This is a genomic window from Sphingobium sp. BHU LFT2, from assembly GCF_018604485.1.
GTDB lineage: Bacteria > Pseudomonadota > Alphaproteobacteria > Sphingomonadales > Sphingomonadaceae > Sphingobium > Sphingobium yanoikuyae_A.
Map to the genome: position 1 here is coordinate 88,560 of NZ_JAFCGW010000009.1, position 22,151 is coordinate 110,710.

General features: G+C 65.3%; 21 protein-coding genes. 12 read left to right on the plus strand and 9 right to left on the minus strand.

Annotation, left to right across the window (positions count from 1 at the left end; translation table 11 throughout):
• The first annotated feature begins 13 nt into the window (after positions 1-13).
• From JQK15_RS16845 to JQK15_RS16870, 6 genes are read left to right on the plus strand one after another with little or no spacing between them, the layout of a single operon-like run.
• Positions 14-1,630, plus strand: a complete 1,617-nt coding sequence (locus JQK15_RS16845; RefSeq protein ID WP_214866542.1) for a tetratricopeptide repeat protein — start codon at positions 14-16, stop codon at positions 1,628-1,630.
• Positions 1,630-2,508, plus strand: a complete 879-nt coding sequence (locus JQK15_RS16850) for a 4-(cytidine 5'-diphospho)-2-C-methyl-D-erythritol kinase (protein ID WP_502956828.1) — start codon at positions 1,630-1,632, stop codon at positions 2,506-2,508. The genes JQK15_RS16845 and JQK15_RS16850 overlap by 1 nt, the downstream gene beginning before the upstream one ends.
• Entirely contained in the window at positions 2,505-3,221 is a 717-nt protein-coding gene (locus JQK15_RS16855) for an N-formylglutamate amidohydrolase (RefSeq protein WP_214866543.1), read from the plus strand. The genes JQK15_RS16850 and JQK15_RS16855 overlap by 4 nt, the downstream gene beginning before the upstream one ends.
• Before the next feature lie 52 nt (positions 3,222-3,273).
• On the plus strand, positions 3,274-3,630 hold the full coding sequence (locus JQK15_RS16860) for a hypothetical protein (protein WP_214866544.1): 357 nt from the start codon (positions 3,274-3,276) through the stop codon (positions 3,628-3,630).
• Positions 3,630-5,021 carry an NAD(P)H-hydrate dehydratase gene (locus tag JQK15_RS16865; protein WP_214866545.1) on the plus strand — a complete coding sequence of 464 codons (1,392 nt, stop codon included), beginning with the start codon at positions 3,630-3,632 and terminating at the stop codon, positions 5,019-5,021. Before JQK15_RS16860 ends, JQK15_RS16865 begins: the two co-directional genes overlap by 1 nt.
• Positions 5,018-6,223 (plus strand): class I SAM-dependent RNA methyltransferase, encoded by a 1,206-nt coding sequence (locus JQK15_RS16870; RefSeq protein WP_214866546.1) that lies wholly within the window; start codon positions 5,018-5,020, stop codon positions 6,221-6,223. The genes JQK15_RS16865 and JQK15_RS16870 overlap by 4 nt, the downstream gene beginning before the upstream one ends.
• 163 nt (positions 6,224-6,386) lie before the next feature.
• Here JQK15_RS16870 and JQK15_RS16875 read toward each other — a convergent pair whose 3' ends face one another.
• The 7 genes from JQK15_RS16875 to JQK15_RS16905 all read right to left on the minus strand — a co-directional run bounded on the left by JQK15_RS16875 (position 6,387) and on the right by JQK15_RS16905 (position 14,573).
• Positions 6,387-7,580, minus strand: coding sequence for a type III PLP-dependent enzyme (locus JQK15_RS16875; protein WP_004207266.1), 1,194 nt, complete (start codon positions 7,578-7,580; stop codon positions 6,387-6,389).
• A gap of 260 nt (positions 7,581-7,840) precedes the next feature.
• On the minus strand, positions 7,841-9,013 hold the full coding sequence (locus JQK15_RS16880) for a carboxynorspermidine decarboxylase (protein ID WP_214866547.1): 1,173 nt from the start codon (positions 9,011-9,013) through the stop codon (positions 7,841-7,843).
• Between the two features lie 6 nt (positions 9,014-9,019).
• Positions 9,020-10,111 carry an alpha/beta fold hydrolase gene (locus JQK15_RS16885; protein ID WP_214866548.1) on the minus strand — a complete coding sequence of 364 codons (1,092 nt, stop codon included), beginning with the start codon at positions 10,109-10,111 and terminating at the stop codon, positions 9,020-9,022.
• Between the two features lie 101 nt (positions 10,112-10,212).
• Entirely contained in the window at positions 10,213-11,418 is a 1,206-nt protein-coding gene (locus JQK15_RS16890; RefSeq protein WP_214866549.1) for a saccharopine dehydrogenase family protein, read from the minus strand.
• Between the two features lie 82 nt (positions 11,419-11,500).
• Positions 11,501-11,848, minus strand: a complete 348-nt coding sequence (locus JQK15_RS16895) for a GFA family protein (RefSeq protein ID WP_214866550.1) — start codon at positions 11,846-11,848, stop codon at positions 11,501-11,503.
• 27 nt (positions 11,849-11,875) lie between these two features.
• Positions 11,876-13,486 (minus strand): cisplatin damage response ATP-dependent DNA ligase, encoded by a 1,611-nt coding sequence (locus JQK15_RS16900; RefSeq protein WP_214866551.1) that lies wholly within the window; start codon positions 13,484-13,486, stop codon positions 11,876-11,878.
• Positions 13,487-13,580: 94 nt separating this feature from the next.
• Positions 13,581-14,573, minus strand: a complete 993-nt coding sequence (locus JQK15_RS16905) for a ligase-associated DNA damage response exonuclease (protein ID WP_214866615.1) — start codon at positions 14,571-14,573, stop codon at positions 13,581-13,583.
• A 132-nt stretch (positions 14,574-14,705) separates the two neighbouring features.
• Here JQK15_RS16905 and JQK15_RS16910 point away from each other — a divergent pair, with 132 nt between their 5' ends.
• Together JQK15_RS16910 and JQK15_RS16915 are read left to right on the plus strand one after the other, a co-directional pair.
• Entirely contained in the window at positions 14,706-15,929 is a 1,224-nt protein-coding gene (locus tag JQK15_RS16910) for a BtaA family protein (RefSeq protein ID WP_214866552.1), read from the plus strand.
• Positions 15,926-16,570 carry a class I SAM-dependent methyltransferase gene (locus JQK15_RS16915; protein ID WP_214866553.1) on the plus strand — a complete coding sequence of 215 codons (645 nt, stop codon included), beginning with the start codon at positions 15,926-15,928 and terminating at the stop codon, positions 16,568-16,570. Before JQK15_RS16910 ends, JQK15_RS16915 begins: the two co-directional genes overlap by 4 nt.
• A gap of 191 nt (positions 16,571-16,761) precedes the next feature.
• Here JQK15_RS16915 and hemA read toward each other — a convergent pair whose 3' ends face one another.
• Positions 16,762-17,988, minus strand: coding sequence for a 5-aminolevulinate synthase (gene hemA, locus JQK15_RS16920; protein WP_214866554.1), 1,227 nt, complete (start codon positions 17,986-17,988; stop codon positions 16,762-16,764).
• A 183-nt stretch (positions 17,989-18,171) separates the two neighbouring features.
• Positions 18,172-18,975, minus strand: coding sequence for a glutamate racemase (murI, locus tag JQK15_RS16925; protein ID WP_214866616.1), 804 nt, complete (start codon positions 18,973-18,975; stop codon positions 18,172-18,174).
• A gap of 99 nt (positions 18,976-19,074) precedes the next feature.
• Between murI and JQK15_RS16930 the strand changes: the two genes are divergently transcribed.
• The 4 genes from JQK15_RS16930 (at position 19,075) to JQK15_RS16945 (ending at position 22,140) form a co-directional block, all read left to right on the plus strand.
• Positions 19,075-19,617, plus strand: a complete 543-nt coding sequence (locus JQK15_RS16930; RefSeq protein ID WP_214866555.1) for a sugar O-acetyltransferase — start codon at positions 19,075-19,077, stop codon at positions 19,615-19,617.
• A 168-nt stretch (positions 19,618-19,785) separates the two neighbouring features.
• Complete coding sequence (plsY, locus tag JQK15_RS16935; RefSeq protein WP_214866556.1) at positions 19,786-20,400, plus strand: glycerol-3-phosphate 1-O-acyltransferase PlsY; 615 nt, start codon at positions 19,786-19,788, stop codon at positions 20,398-20,400.
• Positions 20,397-21,479 (plus strand): DNA-processing protein DprA, encoded by a 1,083-nt coding sequence (dprA, locus tag JQK15_RS16940; RefSeq protein ID WP_214866557.1) that lies wholly within the window; start codon positions 20,397-20,399, stop codon positions 21,477-21,479. Before plsY ends, dprA begins: the two co-directional genes overlap by 4 nt.
• Before the next feature lie 16 nt (positions 21,480-21,495).
• A complete protein-coding gene (locus JQK15_RS16945; RefSeq protein ID WP_251007822.1) occupies positions 21,496-22,140 on the plus strand; it encodes a YoaK family protein in 645 nt (214 codons plus the stop codon).
• Positions 22,141-22,151: the final 11 nt, after the last annotated feature.

Here is a 22,151-nt window from a genome sequence, read left to right on the forward strand (position 1 = left end):
AGGACTGTTGCTGATGCTGCCGGTCGCGGCCGGCGCATCGGTTGATCCCGATATGGCCTTGCATGCCTATGCCCGTGCGCGCCTTGCCGATGGTGAAGGCGCGCTGGGCGTTGCGGTCGACAGCTATCGTGTGGCCCTCGCGGGCGATCCGACGAGCCTCGCCATTGCCCGTCGTTCCTATGTCCAGGCATTGGAAAGCGGCGACATGCCGCTGGCGCTGCAATCGGCCGCGTTGCTGGATGAGGGGGGCATGCTGCCGCGCGACGGCACCTTGCTGCGGATTTGCGACGCGTTGGGGCGCAAGGATTGGGCGGCGGCGCAGACCTTCACCGATCGCTTGGTGGAAGAAGGCAATTTCTCCTTCCTCGCCCCGATCGTGCAAAGCTGGATATCGCTGGGCCAGCGCCGCTATGTGGCGCCCGTCATCGACAGCAAGGACAAGTTCGGGGCGCTGGGCGCCCGCTATCTTGACGAACATCTGGCGTTGCAGGCCATGGCGCGGGGCGACAAGGAAGAGGCAATTGGTGCGATGCGCCGCGCCTTGGCCTTGCGCGTGACGGATGACGAAGCGCTGCGCCTGACCTTCGCCGCGCAACTGGCCGGGCGCCGGGCGAAGGCGGATGCCCTTGCCCTGCTGCCCGAAGATGAAGCGAGTTTCGCCAAGGCCCGTACGGACGTTGCCCACGGCAAGGTGCCGGGAGCGATTGCCGCGCCCTTCACGCCCAGGCAGGGCTTTGCCCAATTGTTGGCTCGTCTGGCGGTCGATATCGCGTCCGATGAAACGGGCACGGCGCTGGGCATTCGCCTGGCGCGGATCGCGACCTTTGCCGATCCGGCCGCGGCGGAGCCGCATCTGGTGGCGGCGAAGCTGCTGGTGGCAGGCGATCTCGCCAATTATGCCGCGGCGGAAGCGCGAAAGGTGCCGGTGACTGGCTGGTACGGCGCGCTCGCCCAGGCGGAACTGGTCGAGGCACTGGCGGCCTCGGGGGATCGCGACGGCGCGATCGCACTGGCGCAAAGCCTGGCATCGGTTCCCAACGCTGAGCCGGAACGCCTTGTAAGGCTTGGACGATTGCTAGCAGACTCCGGAGATTTTGACGGCGCTGCATCCGCTTTTCATCGTGCGCAGGCAGGCTATTCGGCTGACAGTCTGCCTTGGGCATTGCTGCTGTTCGAAGGCAGCGCGCTGGAGCAGGGCAAGCGGTGGGACGAGGCCCGTGCAGTGCTCGAAAAGGCCGCTATCATGGCCCCGAATGAACCGGTCATCCTCAATTATCTCGGCTATGCCCAGATCGAACGGCGCCAGAATGTCGATGCTGCGCTGGACCTGCTGAAAAAGGCGAGCGCGCTCAAACCTCAGGATGCCTCGATCACGGACTCGCTCGGCTGGGCCAAGTTCGTGACCGGGGACGTCAAGGGCGCTGTTCCGGTGCTGGAACGCGCCGCGGCCGGAGCGCCCAGTGACGCGACGATCAACGAGCATCTGGGCGACGCATTGTGGACCGCCGGCCGCCGCTATGAAGCGCGCTACGCCTGGCGCGCAGCGGCGGTGTTCGCGGAGGGGGATGTCGCCAATCGGCTTGACGCCAAGGCCCGTGAAGGGCTGAAACCCGAATATGCAGCGCCCTGATATTGTATCGAAATATTGTGAATATATCTGAACAACTAACTGAAATTGCTTACGCAAAGGTCAATCTGGCCTTACATGTGCGCGAGCGCCGCGCGGATGGCTATCATGCGCTGGAAAGCCTGTTCGTCTTTGCCGAGGATGGGGATATTCTCCATGCCCGGCACCGCGACGATGGCGTTATCACGCTCGCCGTGGAAGGCCCCTGCGGCGCGGGCCTGAGCGGTGACGATGACAATCTGGTGATGCGGGCGGCGAGAAGTCTTCAGGCGGCCACCGGGATAACGGCCGGCGCCGATGTCCGGCTCGACAAGCGACTGCCGGTTGCGTCGGGCATCGGTGGTGGCTCGGCGGATGCGGCTGCGACGCTGCGCCTGTTGACGCATCTCTGGAACATCACCGTGGAAGATGCTGTATTGCAGCAATTATCCCTGTCGCTTGGCTCGGACGTGCCGGCCTGCTTGGCCAGTACCACGCAACTGGTGCGCGGCCGTGGCGAGCTGCTGGAGGCGCAGGCGCTGGACGACCTGTCGGGCCGGCCGATGCTGCTGGTCAATCCGCGGGTCGGCGTCTCGACGGCGTCGGTCTTTGCCGGCTGGGACAGGATCGACCGCGGTGCGCTCGATGCGCTGGATATTGATGGGCTTGCGCGCGCCGGCCGCAATGATCTGGAGGCGCCGGCCCTGCTGTTGGTGCCGGTGATCGGTGAAGTGCTGGAGGCGTTGCAGGCGCAAGCTCCCCGGTTGGTGCGCATGTCCGGGTCGGGCGCGACCTGTTTCGCGCTGTTCGATGACGAGCAGGGAAGGGGGCAGGCGGCGGACGCACTGCGCCGCGATCATCCGGATTGGTGGGTGATGGAAACGAGGATCAGGACATCATGAGTGAAGCCTTCACCACCGTGCGCGAGGGCGATCTCGACCTGCTGATCATCGTCGATCATGCCTCGGCCCATGTCCCCGACGATATCGACTTGGGCATCGATCCGGCGCTGCTTCGCGAACATATCGCGATCGATATCGGCGTGGCGGAGGTCAGCCAGTTGCTCGCGGCGCAACTGAACTGCTCCGCGATCCTGGCCGGGATCTCCCGCCTGGTCATCGATCTCAACCGCGAAGAGGATGCGCCCGGCCTGCTGCCGGTGATGAGTGACGGCCATGCCATTCCGGGTAATCGGGACGCCGATCTGGCCGAACGGATGCGCCGCTTCCATCATCCCTATCATCAGCAGGTGGCGGCCATGCTCGACGGCATGACGTCACCCTTCATCCTGTCCGTACATAGCTTCACGCCGCGCCTGGCGAGCGATCCGGCGCAGCAGCGGCCCTGGGACATCGGCATTCTCTATAATCAGGATGATCGGGCGGCGCGGATCGCCATTCCGATGCTGGAGGCGGCGGGGCTGAATGTAGGCGACCAACAGCCCTATTCGGGGCAATTGCTCAACGCGACCATGAACCGCCATGCGGAAGGCAATGGCATCCCCTATCTGGGGATCGAGATGCGGCAGGATCTGGTTGGCGATGCTGCCGGGCAGCGCCGCTTTGCCGATCTGCTCGGGCCGATCGTGCTGGAATGCCGTAACCGGCTGAGTTGATGGTCGGGCCTGGCGCGCCGGGCCATAGAGGATGTCGAAAGGGGATGTTCTGATGGGGCTGCGATTGTCTGGCGCACTGATGCTGGCGGGGCTGGCCCTGGCGGGATGTGACGGCAAGGGCGGCGGGAGTGGGGCGATCGCCGATGACGAAAGCTTGATCGACTGCGCGATCGGCAAGGGCGATTGGTCGCGGGCGTGCGGCGTCGAACGCGAGAGCGACATGCTGACCCTGCGCCATCCCGACGGCGGGTTCCGGCGGCTGAGGATCGTGCAGGACGGGCGCGGCCTGGTTTCAGCCGATGGTGCCGAGGACGCGAAGCTCACTATCATCGACAAGGGGCTGGTCGAAGTGACGATCGGTGCCGACCGGTATCGGCTGCCCGCTACCGTGGCGGCCAAGCCGAATTGATGGTGCCCGACCCGATATTGACGGCAGCAGCCATCCGTGCGGCCGAGCAGGCGGCGTTTGATGCTGGTGTCGATCCCTATGAACTGATGGAACGAGCCGGTGCGGCGGCGGCGCAGATCATCTGGCGTGTCGGGCATCGACGGGACGCGCTGATCCTCTGTGGTCCTGGCAATAATGGTGGTGATGGTTTTGTTATTGCTCGTATATTGCGCGAACTGGGCGTGCCGGTGCGGGTCGCCTCCCTGGGGGACAGCCGAACCGCATCGGCCCAGCGGGCCAGGGCATTATGGGACGGCCCGGTAGAGGCGCTGGCCGATGCCGCGCCGGCGGCACAACTGGTCGACGCGCTGTTCGGCACGGGGCTGACGCGCGGCCTGGATGCGGCGGTGGCGGACCGATTGGGCGAATTGGTGGCGCATGCCAATCACAGCTATGCGATTGATCTGCCCAGCGGGGTGGGGACGGATGATGGCCGGCTATTGTCGGCGGTGCCGAAGTTCGACGTGACGATCGCATTGGGCGGATTCAAGCCCGCGCATCTGTTGCAACCGGCGGCCAGCCTCATGGGAAAGCTAGTGCGGGCGGACATTGGCCTGGCCATGCCGCAGGATGTGCATGTGCTTGCAGCGCCGCAGCTTCGCGCCCCTGTCGCCGCTGCGCATAAATATAGCCGAGGTCTGGCCGGGGTTGTCGGCGGTCTTATGCCGGGCGCGGCGGCGCTGGCGGCAGCCGCGGCGGCCCATTCCGGTGCCGGCATGGTGAGGCGCTATGATGCTTCGCCTTGCGAGGCCGGGCCACATGCCATCGTTCATCAGCAGATTGAGGATGTCACTGTCCTGAGCGATGCTCTTTCCGACCCTCGGCTGGCGGCCGTGCTGGTCGGTCCGGGATTGGGTCGGGAGGATGAGGCGCAGGCGCGGCTTGATGCAGTGCTGGCATGCGGGCGGCCGCTGGTGCTGGATGCCGATGCACTGACCCTGTTGGCCGGCAAAGCTAAGACCCATGTCCCGGCCGGATCGATCCTGACCCCGCATGAGGGCGAATTCGTCCGGCTGTTTGGCGATCTGCCGGGCAGCAAGATCGATCGGGCGCTGGCCGGTGCGCGCATGGCGAGGTCGGTTGTGGTCTACAAGGGTGCGGACAGCGTGATCGCCGCGCCGGATGGCCGGGTGACGATGGCGCGGGGCGCTTCGACCTGGTTGTCGACCGCCGGAACGGGCGATGTGCTGGCGGGGCTAGCCGCCGGGCGACTGGCCGTGACCGGCGATCCCTTCCGTGCGGCGTGCGAGGCGGTGTGGCTGCATGGGGACGCTGCGCGACGGGCTGGCCCGGCTTTTGTCGCGGATGATTTGCTTGCCGCGCTTCCAGCCGCTATCGGCTCGCGGCTGTGACCCAAGATAATGATCTCATCCTCCGCATCGCCGCCAAGGGCGATGGCGTCACCGCCGATGGGCGGCATTTCGCGCTGGTAGCACCGGGCGACCGGATTGCTGCCGACGGCAGCATCATCGCTGGCCCGCATCATGTCGACGCGCCCTGTGTCCATTTTCCCGGTTGCGGTGGCTGCGAACTGCAGCAGATCGACGAGCCGAGCCTCGCTGATTTCGTCAGCGCCCGCGTGACCGGTGCGCTGGCCGGGCAGGGCGTAGTGCTGCAGACGGTGCTGCCGGCCCATGTCTCGCCGCCGCGCACGCGTCGCCGTGCCTCGTTGCGCGCCGCGCGGCAGGGCAAGCGGATCACCATCGGCTTTGCCGAGCAGGGCAGCCATGTTCTGGTCGACCTGACGATGTGCGAGATACTGGATCCGCGCCTGTTTGCACTGATCGCGCCGCTGCGGACGATGCTGCTGACCTGTCTGCCCGACAAGCGCGCCGCGCATGTGCGCATGTCGCTGACCGACCAGGGCGTCGACCTGCTGCTGGAAGGCGTGAAGGTCGAGGGGCTGGCGGCGGACGAGGCGCTCGGCGATTTCGCGCGCGGCCACGGACTGGCGCGGCTGACCATCGATCAGGGCGATGGCCCCGAAACCCGTTGGGAACCCGAGCCGGTAACCGTCAGTTTTGGCGGCGTAGCGGTCGGCTTTCCACCCTATTCCTTCCTGCAGGCGACACCCGATGGCGAGGCTGCCTTGGTGAAGGCAGTGCAGGATGCGCTGCCGGCGACCGGGGCGGTGGCGGACCTGTTCTGCGGTCTTGGCACCTTTGCGCTGGCGATCGGCGCCAATCGGCCGGTCTATGCGGCGGAGGGCGCGCGCGATCTGGTGCTGTCGCTGAAGCTTGCCGGGCACCGCGCGCAGCGGCGCATGGTGGCGGATCATCGCGACCTGTTCCGTCGGCCGCTGACGCCCGAGGAACTGAACCGCTTTGCCGCCGTGGTGATCGATCCGCCGCGTGCGGGTGCGCGCGAACAGGCGATGCAACTGGCGCAGTCGACCGTGCCGCTGATCGCTTATGTCTCGTGCAATCCGGGCAGCTTCGCCCGCGATGCCGCGCATCTGGTGGCGGGTGGCTATGTGCTCGACAGCGTCATGCCGGTCGGCCAGTTCCGCTGGTCGACCCATGTCGAACTGGTCGGGATTTTCCGGCGCCCCTGAGCGATTTCCTACGAAGTTCACACCGTCGTGGAGGGGTAAAATGCCCCAAAGAAAATCCCTCGCTGCGAGGGGGCGGCAGCGAGGGATATAGTCTTTCGTTCGATCCTCGGCCTATGCGGGCCGTTGGACGGGCGTCCTCTCCTAAAGGGGAGCGGTGCCCGTCTTAACCGAGCTTGATGACAGTTGCGCGACGACGGGCCGGCAGCGTTTCGGCATAGAGGCTGGCCATCGGCTCGTCCGACACTTCGATCGTCGATTCCGACGTGAAGCCGTTGAAGCCGGTGCGCATTGCCGCGCCATAGGCGCCGAGCATGCCGATCTCGATATAGTCGCCGACCTTCACGTCCGCCGGGAGCATGAACGGGCCGACCATATGGTCCATGTCATCGCAGGTCGGGCCATAGAACGAGAAGCCTTCCAGCTCTTCCTCGCTCTCATCCTCGCGCAGAAGGGCGACGGGGAAGCGCCAGCCGATATGGGCGGCATCGAACAGCGCGCCATAGGCGCCGTCGTTGATGTAGAGTTCCTGGCCACGGCGGCGTTCGACGCGCACGATGATCGAGCTATATTCCGCCGACAGCGCGCGGCCGGGCTCGCACCACAGTTCCGACGAGTAGCTGACCGGCAGGCTTTCAAAGCCGCGATGGATCGCCTCGAAATAATTTTCGAGCGCGACCGGCTCCATGCCCGGATAGATGGACGGGAAGCCGCCGCCAACATCGATGATGTCGACCGTGACGGCTGCGTCCACGATCGCGGCGCGCACGCGCTCGATCGCATCGCTATAGGCCTGGGGGCTCATCGCCTGGCTGCCGACATGGAAGCAGATGCCCAGCGCATCGGCGGCCTGACGGGTTGCCATCAGCAGTTCGCGGGTCTCGCCCAGCTCCGCGCCGAACTTCGACGCCAGGCTGAGTTCCGAATGTTCGGACGAGACGCGCAGACGCACGCACAGCTCCAGATCGGTCGCATCACCGGTGGCGCGCATGATCTTTTCCAGCTCGTCGATCGTGTCGAGCGAGAAGGTGCGCACGCCATGGACATGGTACGCTTCCGCGATCGCTTCCTCGGCCTTGACCGGGTGCATGAAACAGAGCTTGGCCTTGCCTTCGAGCGTTTCGGCAACGAGACGCACTTCGGCGATCGAGGCCACGTCGAAATGCGTGATACCCGAATCGAAAAGCGTACGGATCAGATCAGGAGACGGATTCGCCTTGACTGCATAGAGCGAGCGACCCGGAAACTTCTCAGTGAAGAAACGGGCGGCCCGAGCTGCGGCTTCGGGACGGATCAGCGTTACCGGTGCTGCCGGTGTGAGGGCGGTCGCTACCCCCAGCGCGCTATGATGCTTGTGCAACTCAAGGGACCTCCAGTGTAGTTCAGGGCGAAAAAGCTGCCTTGCGGTGGAAGTCCCATGGGGCAGCGAGCGGCCGATATATGCGGTGGGGTCCCCCCTGTAAAGCGCATATGAAAATTTTGTTGCGCAGCCCGCTATGAAACGTGCGTCATGCTAGATGGATCGTTGAAAAGACAGGATATTTCGGCCGGACGAAAGATAGTTTCCACGGAATTAACGTGGAAATTCACACGCCCGGCCGGGCAAAATCGGGAATGGAATCAGGACAGGCGGCTCTTGAAATCCGCATAAGAAAAGCTGCGGATTTCCCGGAGTTCATCGCTCTCGGAATTCCACAGCCAGATGGCCGGCAGGGGCACGCCGTTGAAGGTGTTGGTCTTCACCATCGAATAATGGGCCTGGTCCAGGAAGGCGATGCGGGCGCCCGGTTCGGCGCCGCCAGGCACCCGATAATCGCCGATGATATCGCCCGCCAGGCAGGATGGACCGCCCAGGCGCGTGACCTGACCTTCGTCCTGCTCATGCAGCATGGCGGGGCGATAGGGTGCCTCGATCACGTCGGGCATGTGGCAGGTAGCGCTGATGTCGGTGATCGCGACGGCCATGCCATTGTCGATCACGTCGAGGATCTCGCCGATCAGGATGCCCGCATCGAGCGCCATCGCCTCGCCCGGCTCGATATAGAGTTCAAGCCCGGTCTTCGCCTTGATCGCCTGAAGGAAGGCGACGAGGTCGTCGATCTGGTAGTCGGCGCGGGTGACATGGTGACCACCGCCGAAGTTCAGCCATTTGAGACCGGCGACATGGGGCATGACATGCGGCTCGATCGCCGCCCAGGTGCGCTGGAGCGGCAGGAAATCCTGTTCGCACAGATTGTGGACGTGAAGGCCATCCACCCCGTCCAGATGCTCGGCGCGCAGCTGATCTATCGGGAAGCCCAGGCGACTGTGCGGCTGCGAGGGGTCATATTTGGGCACCTCGCCCTCCGGGTGGAGGGGGTTGATCCGCAGGCCGATGTCGAAGATGCGGCCTTCTGCGCGCGCGGCGTCGATCACCGGCTTCATGCGGGCGATCTGGCCGGGGCTGTTGAAGATCACGTGATCGGAAATCTTGAGGATTTCGGCGAGATCGTCGGGCTTGTAGGCAGCGCAATAGGTTGCGACCTCGCCCTGATATTCCTCGCGGCCGAGGCGTGCCTCGTAGATGCCCGAGGCGCAGACGCCGTCGAGATATTCGCCCAGCACGCCGCCCAGCGACCACATGGAGAAGGCCTTGAGCGCGCCCAGCACCTTGATGCCGGCGCGGTTGCCGATATCGCGCAGCACCGACAGGTTGCGCCGCACCGCCGCTTCATCGACGACGAAGGCGGGCGAAGGGACGCGGTACAGGTCGAAATGGGCGAAAGCGGCGGGGTCGCCAGCCTTGGTTTCCATGAAATATTACTCCTGATCCGCCAGCGGGCGGACATCGTTGATCAGGGCCTTGAGGACCAGGCCGGGTTCCTCGACCATCGGCATATGGGCCGAATGCTCGAACCAGATGGTCTTCTTGGCGGGAGCTTTCAACCGTTCCATCCACTGTGCGGCGAGCGGGGAGGGCACGGTATAGTCGGTGCGGCCGAGCAGCATGATCACCGGCAGCTTCATCTCGTGAACCTTGGCGAAGCTGACGTCCGCAACGCGCGGCCACAGGGTCGTGGTCGAAAATTCGCTGCCTGCGCCCCAGGCCCTGCGGTCTTCGGGCGTATAGTCGGGCGACAGGCGCGGGGTCTGGAAATAGAGCGTCGGGTCGGGCCGGTCGGCCATCAGCGAGCCATAGGGAATGGCATAGCGGCGCCAGCCATCGGCCTTGTCGATCGTGAACGGCCCGCTGTCGGGATAGGGGGCGAGCGCCTTGATCGCCTTGACGGCCTCGGCATTGCCGGCCTTCCTGGCCTTCGCGATCGTCCAGTCCATACCCATGCGTTCGCCGGCGCGGAAGTCGATCGCCTGGCCCATGCCGACATAGGCATAGAGCAGGTCGGGCCGCTTGATCGCGACCGAGAGGCCCACGGCCGAGCCCCAGCTATGGCCGAGCAGGAAGACCTTGCGCTTGCCATAGCGGGCCTTGAGATAGTCGATCAGTTCGATCGCGTCGTCGCGATAGCGATCCAGCGTCATGGTCGGCGCGATCGCCTTGGGATCGTTGAGCGCATAGCTTTTGCCTGCGCCGCGCTGGTCCCACTGGACGACGGTGAAAAAATCTTCCCATGGCCGCTGGAACGACCAGGCGAAGGGCATTTCCACCGCGCCGGGGCCGCCATGGACATAGATGAGGATCGGGTTGGCGCGATCGGCGCCGCGCACATTGATCGCCTGCCGCGCGCCGCCCAAGGTCACGACCAGATTTTCCTGCACGCCGCCCGGCGTCACGATGCGGTTGACGTCAGCGACGATGGCCTTGGCCGGGGCGTAGGGATCGGCGGGTTGCTGCGCAGAAACCGGCGCTCCAAAAAGAGAAAGCGCCAGAACGGCGCTCATCAGCTTTCGCATTCCATCCCCTCCATCATCCCGCTGTCACGGATCAACATGCCGCCCCGCTCCTATGAACGCGAGGTCCAATGAGTGGGGCGGCATGTGATATCGCGTGTCGCTTAGAAGGCCAGCGGCGCGTCCAGTTCCTTCACCTGCCAGGGCAGGCCATGCTTGTTCAGCATGTCCATGAAGGGATCGGGATCGAACTGCTCGATGTTGAACACGCCTTCACCCTTCCAGGCGCCGGTCAGCATCATGGCGGCACCGATCATCGCCGGCACGCCGGTGGTGTAGCTGACCGCCTGGTTGCCGGTTTCGGCATAGGCATCCTCATGGTCGCAGACCTGATAGATATAGACGGTCTTTTCCTGGCCATCCTTCTGGCCGGTCGCGATGTCGCCGATATTGGTCTTGCCCTTGGTGGTCGAACCCAGGCTCGACGGTTCGGGCAGAACGGCCTTCAGGAACTGCAGCGGAATGATTTCCTGGCCATTATAGATGACCGGATCGATCCGGGTCATGCCGACATTCTGCAGCACTTCGAGATGCTTGAGATACGCGTCGCCGAAGGTCATCCAGAAGCGGATGCGCTTGATTTCGGGATAGTGGGTGGCGAGGCTTTCCAGTTCCTCATGATACATGAGGTACATGTTCTTTTCGCCGACCTGATCGAAGTCGAACACCTGCTTGTGGCTGAGCGCAGGGCCTTCGACCCATTCGCCGTTCAGCCAGTGACGCGACGGGGCGGTCACTTCGCGGATGTTGATTTCCGGATTGAAGTTGGTGGCGAAATGCTGGCCATGGTCGCCGCCATTGCAGTCGAGAATGTCGAGCGTGTCGATCGTGTCGAGCAGATGCTTCTTGATGTAGCTGGCGAAGACGCTGGTGACGCCCGGATCGAAGCCCGAACCCAGCAGCGCCATGATGCCGGCTTCCTTGAAGCGTTCCAGATAGGCCCACTGCCAGCTATATTCGAACTTGGCGGTGTCGCGCGGTTCGTAATTGGCGGTGTCGAGATAGTCGGTCTTGGTCGCGAGGCACGCGTCCATGATCGCCAGATCCTGATAGGGCAGCGCCAGGTTCACGACCAGCTTGGGCTGGACCTTCTGGATGAGGGCGATGGTCTCTTCGACATTGTCGGCGTCCACCTGGGCCACGTCGATATCCACGCCGACCAGCTTCTTCACCGATTCGGCGACCTTCTCGCAGCTGATGAGGCGGCGGCTGGCTAGCGTGATGTGGCTGAAAATATCAGGGTTCATCGCCATCTTGTGGACCGCGACAGACCCGACGCCGCCTGCGCCGATGACCAGAACCTTGCTCAATTCAACTGCTCCATAACTGTGGTCGCGCCGGACGCGCGAAAGCGCCCATATAGGGGCGTCGCGTGACAGAGCAAAGTCAGAGTTAGAAGCGCGCTCCGTCAACCTTCTGGATGGTCAGTGCTTCAATATCGATCGCAGGCACGCATCGCAGGTTGATCGCGCGCATTTCGCCCTGGGGCGACTTGCCGCGCGCAAACGCCTCGGTGCCGCAGGTGCGGCAGAATTGATGCGTGATATTATGCTTGTAGAAGAGATAGTCGGTCAGTTGCTCGTCGCCGCTGTCGAGGCTGAACTGGTCGACCGGCACGAAGGTCAGGACGAAGCCCTTGCGGCGGCAATGGGAGCAGTTGCAGGTCATCGCCTCGCTCGGCGGGGCGGCATCGACCGTGAAGGTGACGGCGCCGCAATGGCAGCTTCCGGCATAGGTCATCCTCGTTCTCCTTTTGATCCCTATGGATCAACTCACCAGCCGCTTCAATCCTTCGATCGTATCCGCCTCGGCCGCCGGCTTGTCCTTGCGGATGCGGGCGATGCGGGGGAAGCGCATGGCAAGGCCGGACTTGTGGCGTTTGCTGTCATGAATGGAGTCGAAGGCGACCTCCAGCACCAGCGTCTTTTCGACCTCCCGGACCGGGCCGAAGCGGTTCACTGTATTCCCCCGGACAAAGCGGTCGAGCCATTTGAGTTCCTCGTCGGTGAACCCGCTATAGGCCTTGCCGACCGGCAGAAGCTCGCCATCCTCCGTCCAGCAGCCGAATGTGTAATCCGAATAGAAGGAGGAGCGTTTGCCATGGCCGCGCTGGGCATACATCATGACGCAGTCGGCGGTTAGCGGATCGCGCTTCCATTTGTACCAGAGCGCGGCCTTGCGCCCGGCGACATAGGGGCTGTCGCGGCGCTTGAGCATGACCCCCTCGATCGCGGCGTCGCGGGCGCCGGCGCGGATGTCGGCCAGCGCCGCGAAATCGGGCGCGTCGATGACGGCGGACAGGTCGAAACGGTCGGGGGACAGTTGCGCCATATAGGCTTCGAGGCGCGCGCGGCGGTCGGTCCAGGGCAGGGCGCGCAGGTCGTCGTCGCCCTCGATCAGCAAGTCGTAGAGGCGGACGAATGCGGGGTAGTCGGCCATCATCTTGGCGCTCACTGCCTTACGGCCGAGACGCTGCTGCAGGGCGTTGAAGCTGGCCGCAGCGCCTCCATGTTCTTTGGCGCCCTGAAATTCCCCCTTCACCAGCAATTCGCCGTCCAGCACGGCGTGACCGGTGAAGGCCTGCGCGATCTCGGGGAAGCTGCCCGTGATGTCGTCGCCCGCGCGGCTGTAGAGGCGGGTCTCGCCGCCCTGTTTTGGACCGGTGCCGACGATCTGGATGCGAATGCCGTCCCATTTCCACTCAGCGGCATAGTCGGCGAGGTCGACGCTGTCGGCCTCCAGCGGATGAGCGAGCATGAAGGGACGGAAATAGGGCGTGCCTTCCGGATCAGGGCGGGCGCTGCGGCCTTCGGCCCAGTCGAACAGGGCGATATAGGGCGGGGCGAGGGCGTGCCAGACCTGTTCGACATCATCGACGTCGAGGCCGAAGGCCTGGGCGAAGCCGGTCTTGGCGAGGCGGGCGGATATTCCCACCCGAAGCCCGCCAGTGGCGAGTTTCAGCAGGGCAAAGCGGCCCGATGCGTCGAGATGGTCCATCATCTGCGCCAGCGCATCCGGCGCGGCTGCGCGGCTGATGCTGTGGAGGCGGGCGATGACGGCGGACAGGCTGAGCGAGCCGTCGTCCAGTTCGGCCGGTTCATTGTCGGGGCGGGGCCAGAGCAGGGCGACGGTCTCGGCCAGGTCGCCTACATAGTCGCGGCTCATCTCGAACAGGACGGGATCGGTGCGGGCGCGGATCATCTCGCCGATAGCCGACGCCTTCACCGCCTTGAGGTCGAGATTGCCGGTCAGCGCGGCCAGCGCCCAACCCCGGTCGGGATCGGGCGCTTCGCGCATATAGGCGGCGATCAGCGCCAGTTTGCCGTTGCGCGAGCGGGTGTAGACGAGGCCGTCGAGCAGTCGGGAAAATTGCCTCATCCGTCTTGTCCCGTTCGGTTCGAGCCTGTCGAGAACCCATGCGCACCGGTTCTCGACAGGCTCGAACCGAACGGAGGTGGTGATGCGATATTCATCACCCTTCCTCCTCATCCTCGCGGCCCACCAGCGCGAGTGCGCGGGCGCGATATTGGTGGGTCATGCACCAGTGGAGCAGGGCTTCCTCGCGGCCATGGGTGATCCAGGTCTCGCTGGGCGCGACTTCGCGGATCGTGTCGGTCAGTTCGTTCCAGTCGGCATGGTCGGAAATGACCAAAGGCAGTTCGACATTGCGCTGTCGGGCGCGCTGGCGCACCCGCATCCAGCCTGACGCCATGGCGGCAATCGGATCGGGCAGGCGGCGGCTCCAGCGATCGTTGAGCGCGGAGGGCGGCGCCAGCACGATCGCGCCGCGCATATCCTTGGCCGGCACGCCAGTCGCGCCGCGCAACTTCCCCATGTCGACGCCGAAATCCTGGTAGAGCGCACACATGCGTTCGAGCGCGCCATGGATATAGATGGGGTCATGATGGCCGCGCGCCCGCAATTCGCAGATCACCCGCTGCGCCTTGCCCAGCGCATAGGCGCCGACCAGCACGCAGCGATCGGGATTGGCGTGAAGCGCATGGAGCAGCCGGTCCATCTCGCTGCCGGTATCGGGGTGGCGGAAAACGGGCAGGCCGAAGGTCGCCTCGGTCACGAAGATGTCGCAAGGGACCGGCTCGAACGGCAGGCAGGTGGGGTCGGGGCGTCGCTTGTAATCGCCGGTCACCACCACCCGCTCGCCGGCATGATCCAGGATGATCTGCGCCGATCCCAGCACATGGCCGGCGGGCACATAGCGGATGGTGACGCCGCCCAGCCTGATCTCCTCGCCATAGCCGACCGCCGTGCCGCTGGCCGTGCCATAGCGCAGCGCCATGATCGCCAGCGTTTCGCGCGTGGCCCAGACATGGCCATGGCCGCCGCGGGCATGGTCGGCATGGCCATGGGTGACGAGCGCGCGTTCCTGCGGCTGCGACGGATCGATCCACGCATTGGCGGGGCGGACATAGATGCCGGTGGGGTGGGGTTCGATCCAGTGCGCCATCAGATGCAGAAGATGGGAGAGGTGCTCCAAGTTCCGCAAGGGGCGTCATCATGGCGTAACCCAGCGGTCATGCGCACGACACGCGCCTGCCCTATCGGCCGACCGAACGACCCGGCAGCGAGGAGTGCGCCCATGGCCGCATCGGCCCACAAGAAAGTCACCAACGCGGTGCATCGTCACCGCCATCTGTCGAAGCAGGGGCTGCTGGAACGCGCCTTCACCTTCGCCTTCCGCGGCCTGGTCTATGCCCAGATCTGGGAAGACCCGGCGGTCGACATGGAAGCGCTGGCGATCACGCCCGACAGCCATGTGGTGACGATCGCGTCGGGCGGCTGCAATGTCCTGTCCTACCTGACCGCCGATCCGGCGAAGATCACGGCGGTCGACCTCAACACCGCCCATATCGCGCTCAACCGGCTGAAGCTGATGGCGGCGCAGACGCTGCCCGATCATGCCGCCTTCCATCGCTTCTTCGCGCGGGCGGACGACAAGGCGAACATCGCCGCCTATCGCGAGATCGTGGCGCCGCGTCTGGATGAGGCGACGCGCCGCTATTGGGAAGGCCGCGACATGACCGGTCGCCGCCGTATCGGTGGCTTTGCGCGGGGCATCTACAGGCATGGCCTGCTTGGCCGTTTCATCGGCGCGGCCCATCTGCTGGCCCGGCTGCATGGCGTGAACCCCAAGCGGATGCTGGACGCGCAGAGCCGCGAGGAGCAACTGGCGATCTTCGAGCGCGAACTGGCGCCGATCTTCGACAAGGGCTTTGTCCGCTGGCTGACCAGTCAGCCCGCTTCGCTCTTCGGCCTGGGCATCCCGCCCGCGCAGTTCGAGGCGCTGGCCGGCGACGACCGGATGGACAATGTGCTGAAGGCGCGCCTGAAGAAACTGGCCTGCGACTTCGACCTCAAGGACAATTATTTCGCGGTTCAGGCGTTCGGCCGTGGCTATGCAGGCGGCGAAGGGCCGTTGCCGCCCTATCTGCAGGCGGCCAATCATCGTGCGGTGCGCGACCGGGCCGAGCGGGTCGATGTGCGCCACATCAACTTCACCGACTTCCTAACCAGCCAGCCGGCCGCATCATGCGACCGCTACATCCTGCTCGATGCGCAGGACTGGATGGATGACGAGCAGCTGAATGCGCTCTGGGCGCAGATCACCCGGACGGCCAAGCCCGGCGCCCGCGTGCTGTTCCGCACTGCCGGTGAACCGAGCATCCTGCCCGGCCGCGTCGCCGACGATGTGTTGCAGCATTGGGACTATCGGGCCGAAGCCTCGCGCGACTATACCGCGCGGGACCGCTCGGCCATCTATGGCGGCGTGCATCTCTATGTGCTGAAGGGCGCCGACGCATGAGCGGCCATGGGCAGCTGATGGACGGGGTCTATCGCTACCAGCGGCACATTTATGACCTGACCCGCAAATATTATCTGCTCGGCCGCGACGGGCTGATCGCCGATCTCGATCCGCCCGCCGGCGGCGCTGTGCTGGAGATTGGCTGCGGCACCGGCCGCAACCTGATCGCGGTGGGCAAGGCCTGGCCCAAGGCGCGGCTCTATGGCGTCGATATAAGCGATGCGATGCTGGATACGGCGCGCGCCTCGGTCGCCAAGGCGGGCATGGCGGACCGGGTGACATTGGCGCAGGGCGATGCCTGCGGCTTCGATCCGCAGGCGCTGTTCGGGCGGGCGAGCTTCGAGCGGGTATTCATCAGCTATGCGCTGTCGATGATTCCCGAATGGGAAATGGCGCTGGTCCAGGCGGCGCGCTGCGTGGCGCCCGGCGGTAAGCTGGAGATCGTGGATTTCGGCCAGCAGGACGAACTGCCAGCGCTCTGGAAACGGGCGCTGTTCGGATGGCTGGAGCGGTTCCACGTCTCGCCCCGACGCGAACTCAACGGCGCGATCAACCGACTGGCACAGGATATGGGCGGCTTTCCCCATGTCCGGACGCTCTATCGCGGCTATGCGGTCAGGGGCGGGCTGATCCGGGTCTGATGTTGGATTTGTAGGAAAGGGCGCGCTTAACTTCGCACATTTCCCGCACATTGTGACATTTGATATCCAATGTAGGAAATCTTGTTGCGGGACGGGCGTCGGGGCGGATGGCTCCGACCTGGCTCGTCATAGCGGCTTTTGCCCCGATAGGACAGGGCGGCGCTGTGATCGGCCGCCCCGTTCCTGTCCGGTCAGGCTGCCTGGCGTTCCAGCAGTTCCAGTTCCAGCCGATCCCAGATTTCGACCAGTGCCGACACCAGATCGCGCATCATCTCTTCATTATGGGCCGGGCCGGGCGTGAAGCGCAGACGTTCGCTGCCGCGCGGCACGGTGGGATAGTTGATCGGCTGCACATAGGCGCCATATTCGGCGAGCAGAATATCGCTGATCCGCTTGGCCTTGACCGGATCGCCCACCATCAGCGGCACGATATGGGTGACCGAGTTCATCACCGGCAGGCCCGCGTCGCGCATCAACTGCTTGAGCTTGGCGGCCGACGCCTGCTGGCCTTCGCGCTCGGCGCTGGAGCCCTTCAGGTGTCGCACGCTCGCCAGTACGCCGGCAACCAGCACGGGCGAGAGTGAGGTGGTGAAGATGAAGCCGGGCGCATAGCTGCGGATCACGTCGACGATCATCTGATCGGCGGCGATATAGCCGCCCATCACGCCGAACGCCTTGCCCAGCGTGCCTTCGATGATGGTCAGGCGATGGGCGACATCGTCGCGCTCCGAAATGCCGCCGCCGCGCGCGCCATACATGCCCACTGCATGGACTTCGTCGAGATAGGTGAGGGCGTTAAACTCGTCAGCCAGGTCGCAGATTTCCGCGATCGGCGCGACGTCGCCGTCCATCGAGTAGACGCTTTCGAAGGCGATCAGCTTGGGCGCCTCGGGATCTTCGGCGGCGAGAAGTTCACGCAGATGATCGAGATCATTATGACGGAAGACGCGCTTTTCGCAGCCCGAATTGCGGATGCCCGCGATCATCGAGGCGTGGTTCAGCTCGTCCGAAAAGATGATGCAGCCTGGCAGGATCTTGGCGAGGGTCGAGAGCGTCGCTTCGTTCGAGACATAGCCCGAGGTGAAGAGCAGGGCCGCTTCCTTGCCATGCAGATCGGCGAGTTCTGCCTCCAGATCTACATGATAATGGGTGTTGCCGCCGATATTGCGGGTGCCGCCCGATCCGGCGCCGACATCATGGAGCGCTTCCTCCATGGCGGCGACCACCTTGGGATGCTGGCCCATGGCGAGATAATCGTTCGAGCACCAGACGGTGATCGGCTTAGGGCCGTTATGGCCGTGGAAGCAGCGGGCGTTGGGGAAAGCGCCCTTGTTGCGCAGGATGTCGATGAACACGCGGTAGCGGCCCTCGCTGTGGAGCCGGTCGATCGCCTGCGAAAAGATATGCTTGTAATTCACTACGCCGTTCTTCCCGTTGCTCGCGCGCCGGTTCTTCTATGGTCGCGCCATCCTCTGCCTGAGGAGTGCATTTACCTGCGCGCGCCTGCCATTGCCAGCGATAACCGCTCGCAACGATACGCAGATTCCCTATCAGTGTGATCGAAACGCTTTGCCATTGGACAAATGGCCTACCCCCTGGGGTCAGAGCGCGTCGATGCGATCAAGGCCATAGCCGGCAAGAGCGTCGCGCAGCGCATCGACCTTGTCATCGACACGGGTGAAGACGGCGATGCCGGGCGAGGGCGTGTCCGGCCAGGGTTGGCCATCGGTCAGGAAGGCGATGCGCCGAGCGATTCCTTCGCCGCCATGGACGAAGCCCATCGGATGCGGCGCGGCGGCTGCAAGTTCCTGTTCCACCAGCGGAAAATGGGTGCAGGCCAGGACGACCATGTCCATCCGATCGCCGCCCGGCTGGTCGAGAAGCCCCGCCAGCGCATCACGGGCGATAGCGGGATCGAGCGTTTCGCCGCGCAGCTTCGCCTCGGCCAGTTGCACCAGCGCGGCGCTGCCATGGCGCAGCACGGTGCAGTCGGCGCCATGTTCGGCGGCAAGCCGGTCGACATAGGGCTGGCGCACGGTGGCATTGGTGCCCAGCACGCCGAACACCCGGCTTTTGGACATTAGCGCCGCCGGCTTGATCGCCGGGACGGTGCCGACCACCGGAATGTCGAGCGCGGCGCGGACATGCGGCAGCGCGATGGTCGAGGCGGTGTTGCAGGCGATGACGGCGAGGCGCGGGCGATAGCGCTCCACCAGCCGACCGAGCAGGGCGGGCACGCGCGCCGCGATCTCCGCCTCGCTCTTTGTGCCATAGGGGAAGCCGGCGCTGTCGGCCGCATAGACGACCGGGGCGTTCGGCAAGGCGGCGCGGGCCGGGGCGAGGATGGACAGCCCCCCCACGCCGGAATCGAAGAAAAGGATGGGAGCGTCTGGTGCGACCGTCATGCGCGCCTGTGTCGCGACATGGGGCGTGAGTGTCAACGTCCGGTGCTTGCAAAGCGGGCCGGTCGCTGCCACCTCGCGGGCCGATCGAAGGAGACCAGGATGACCCAGCCCAGCATGAAGCAGAAGATGATCGCGGGTGAGCCCTATCATGCGAGCGACCCGGAAATCATCGCGGACCAGCTGGCCGCAGCGGCGTGGATGCAGCGTTTCAACGCGACCCTGCCGCCCGAGCGCGAGGCGTTGCTGCGCGAGCGGCTGGGCGCGCTGGGGGCGGGATCGACGATCCGGCCGCCCTTCCACTGCGACTATGGCTTCAACATCTTCCTGGGCGCGGGCGTGTTCCTGAACTTCAACTGCGTCATCCTGGACGTCGTGCCGGTGACGATCGGCGACGGCACGCAGATCGGCACCGGGGTGCAGATATTGACCGCCGATCATCCGCGCGATCCGGCCGAGCGCGCCACCGGCATCGAATGGGGCGTGCCGATCAGTATCGGCCGCAATGTGTGGATCGGCGGCGGCGCGATCATCCTGCCCGGCGTCACGATCGGCGACGATGCGCTGATCGGCGCGGGCAGCGTGGTGACGCGCGACGTGCCGGCCGGCGCAACCGTGGTCGGCAATCCCGCGCGGGTGCGGTAAACCGATACTGCCCATTGCTCCCCGCGCCTGTCACGCTATGGTCGCGCGCAACAATCAGAACAGGCCGGCCGATTGCATCGGCTGTCCTGTTCTGGTCTTTTGATGTACCGCGTTTTCCGAGCCAGCAGTTGTTCCACCTGCTTTGAAAACGCTTTATCGGCGAATTTCATGACACCTCCCTGGCTGCTTCCCGCTTTTGTTCTGGTGCTGGGCTATCTGCTCGGCTCGATCCCCTTTGGCCTGCTGCTGACGCGCTTCACTGGCGCTGGCGACCTGCGCCAGATCGGCTCGGGCAATATCGGCGCGACCAATGTGCTGCGCACCGGGCGCAAGGGGCTGGCGGCGGCGACCTTGCTGCTCGACCTGCTCAAGGGGGCGGCGGCGGTGCTGATCGGCGCGGCGCTGGTGGATGGTGGCGGGCCGATGGCGGGCGCCATGGCGTTCATCGGCCATTGCTACCCCGTCTGGCTGCGCTTTGCCGGCGGCAAGGGCGTGGCGACGATGATGGGTGTGGTGACGGCCATGTACTGGCCGGCCGGCATCGTCTTTGCGGTCGTGTGGCTAGGCGCGCTGTTCGGCACCAAATGGTCGTCGGTCGGCGGCATGTCGGCCGCGGTCAGCGCACCGATCGCCATGTTTGCCTTTGGCCGGATCGATCTGGTGCCGGCCAGCCTGGCGCTCGCGCTGATCGTGCTGTGGCGGCACCGCGCCAATATCGCCCGGCTGATAAAGGGTGAGGAGCCCAAGGTCGGCAGTTCCAAGCAGAAAGCCGTCACCGAGTGAGCGGGCAGGAGCGGTTCGACCGTCTCCGCCTGATCCGATCCCCGCGGATCGGCCCCGTCAGCTACCGCCAGTTGCTCGCCCGCTTCGGCAGCGCGGCCGAGGCGCTGCGCGCCATTCCCATGCTCGCCGCGCGCGGCGGGGGCGAGGCACGGGTGGCCGATGCCGCTGCGATCGAACGGGAGATTGCCGCCACCCGCGCGATCGGTGCCCGCTATCTGCTGATGGGGGATGCCGATTATCCCGCGCTGCTGGCCGAGATGGAGGGCGCGCCGCCGGCGCTGATCGTGCGCGGCGATGCTGCCATCGCGGCGCGGCCCTGCATCGCCATGGTCGGCGCGCGCAACGCCTCGGCCGCCGCCTGCCGCTTTGCCCGGATATTGGCGCAGCAACTGGGTGATCGCGGTGCGGTGGTCGTGTCCGGGCTGGCGCGTGGCATCGACACCGAAGCGCATCGCGGGTCGATCGACAGCGGCACGATCGGCGTGATCGCCAGCGGCATCGACATCGCCTTCCCGCCCGAAAATGCCGCCTTGCAGGAGGATGTGGCGCAGCGCGGCCTGCTGGTGACCGAGCATCCGCCCGGCACCCAGCCGCTTGCGCGCCATTTTCCAGCGCGCAACCGGATCATCGCCGGCCTCGCGCTGGGCACGGTGGTGGTGGAGGCGGCGCCCAAGTCGGGGTCGCTGATCACCGCAAGGCTGGCGACCGAGGCGGGGCGCGAGGTGATGGCAGTGCCGGGATCGCCACTCGACCCGCGCGCCCAGGGCTGCAACCTGCTGATCCGCGAGGGCGCGACATTGGTGCAGAATGCCGACGACATTTTGGAGGCGGTCGGCGGGCTTGATCCCCGCATGGTGCGGCAGGGCAGCTTCGACTTCATCGGCCAGCCGGTGTCGAGCGATGTCGCCGATACCGATCGCGCGGCGGTGATCGCCTTGCTGGGGCCGGTCGCGGTGGCGGTGGATGAGGTCATCCGCCTGTCCGGCCTGTCGCCCGCTATCGTGCAGACGGTGCTGCTGGAACTGGAGCTGGCGGGCGGGCTGGAACGGCAGGCGGGTGGCCGGGTCAGCCTGATATGAGGCGGCGGCGCGCGCGATGATCCGGTTCGATCGGCCGATGCAGGGCTTCGCCATCGCTCTGGCCTTTCTGGCAGGTTATGTCGATGCGCTCGGCTTCCTGACGACATCGGGTTTCTTCGTGTCGTTCATGAGCGGCAATTCGACGCGGCTGGCCGTCGGCATTGCGAGCGACAGAAGTGATGCGGCGGCGGCGGCAATCCTGATCCTGTGCTTTGTCGCGGGCGTTGGCGGGGGCGCGATCGTCGGCGCGGTCGCGGGGCGGTGGCAAAGCAGCGCCATATTGATCCTCGTCGCGATGCTGCTGGCTGTGGCGGCGCTCATGGTCGGGCAGTCGGCACTTGGGGCTGCAGGCCTGCTGGCGCTGGCGATGGGCGCAGAAAATACCGTGTTAGAGCGCGAAGGGGAGGCGCCGCTGGGGCTGACCTATATGACCGGCAGTCTGGTGCGCATCGGCTTTGGCCTGGCCGGACTAGTCACGGGGCGGCGCTATCCCGGCTGGGGCAGCTATGCGCTGCTCTGGCTGGGCCTGGTGGTGGGCGCGGTGACCGGCGCATGGCTGTTTCCGATGCTCCAGCAGGATGCGATATGGCTGGGGAGCGGGGCGGCGCTGGTCGTGGCCTTGCTGATCGCGGTCATGAGACGAGATGCGCAGGGCGCTTGACGCCCTCCACC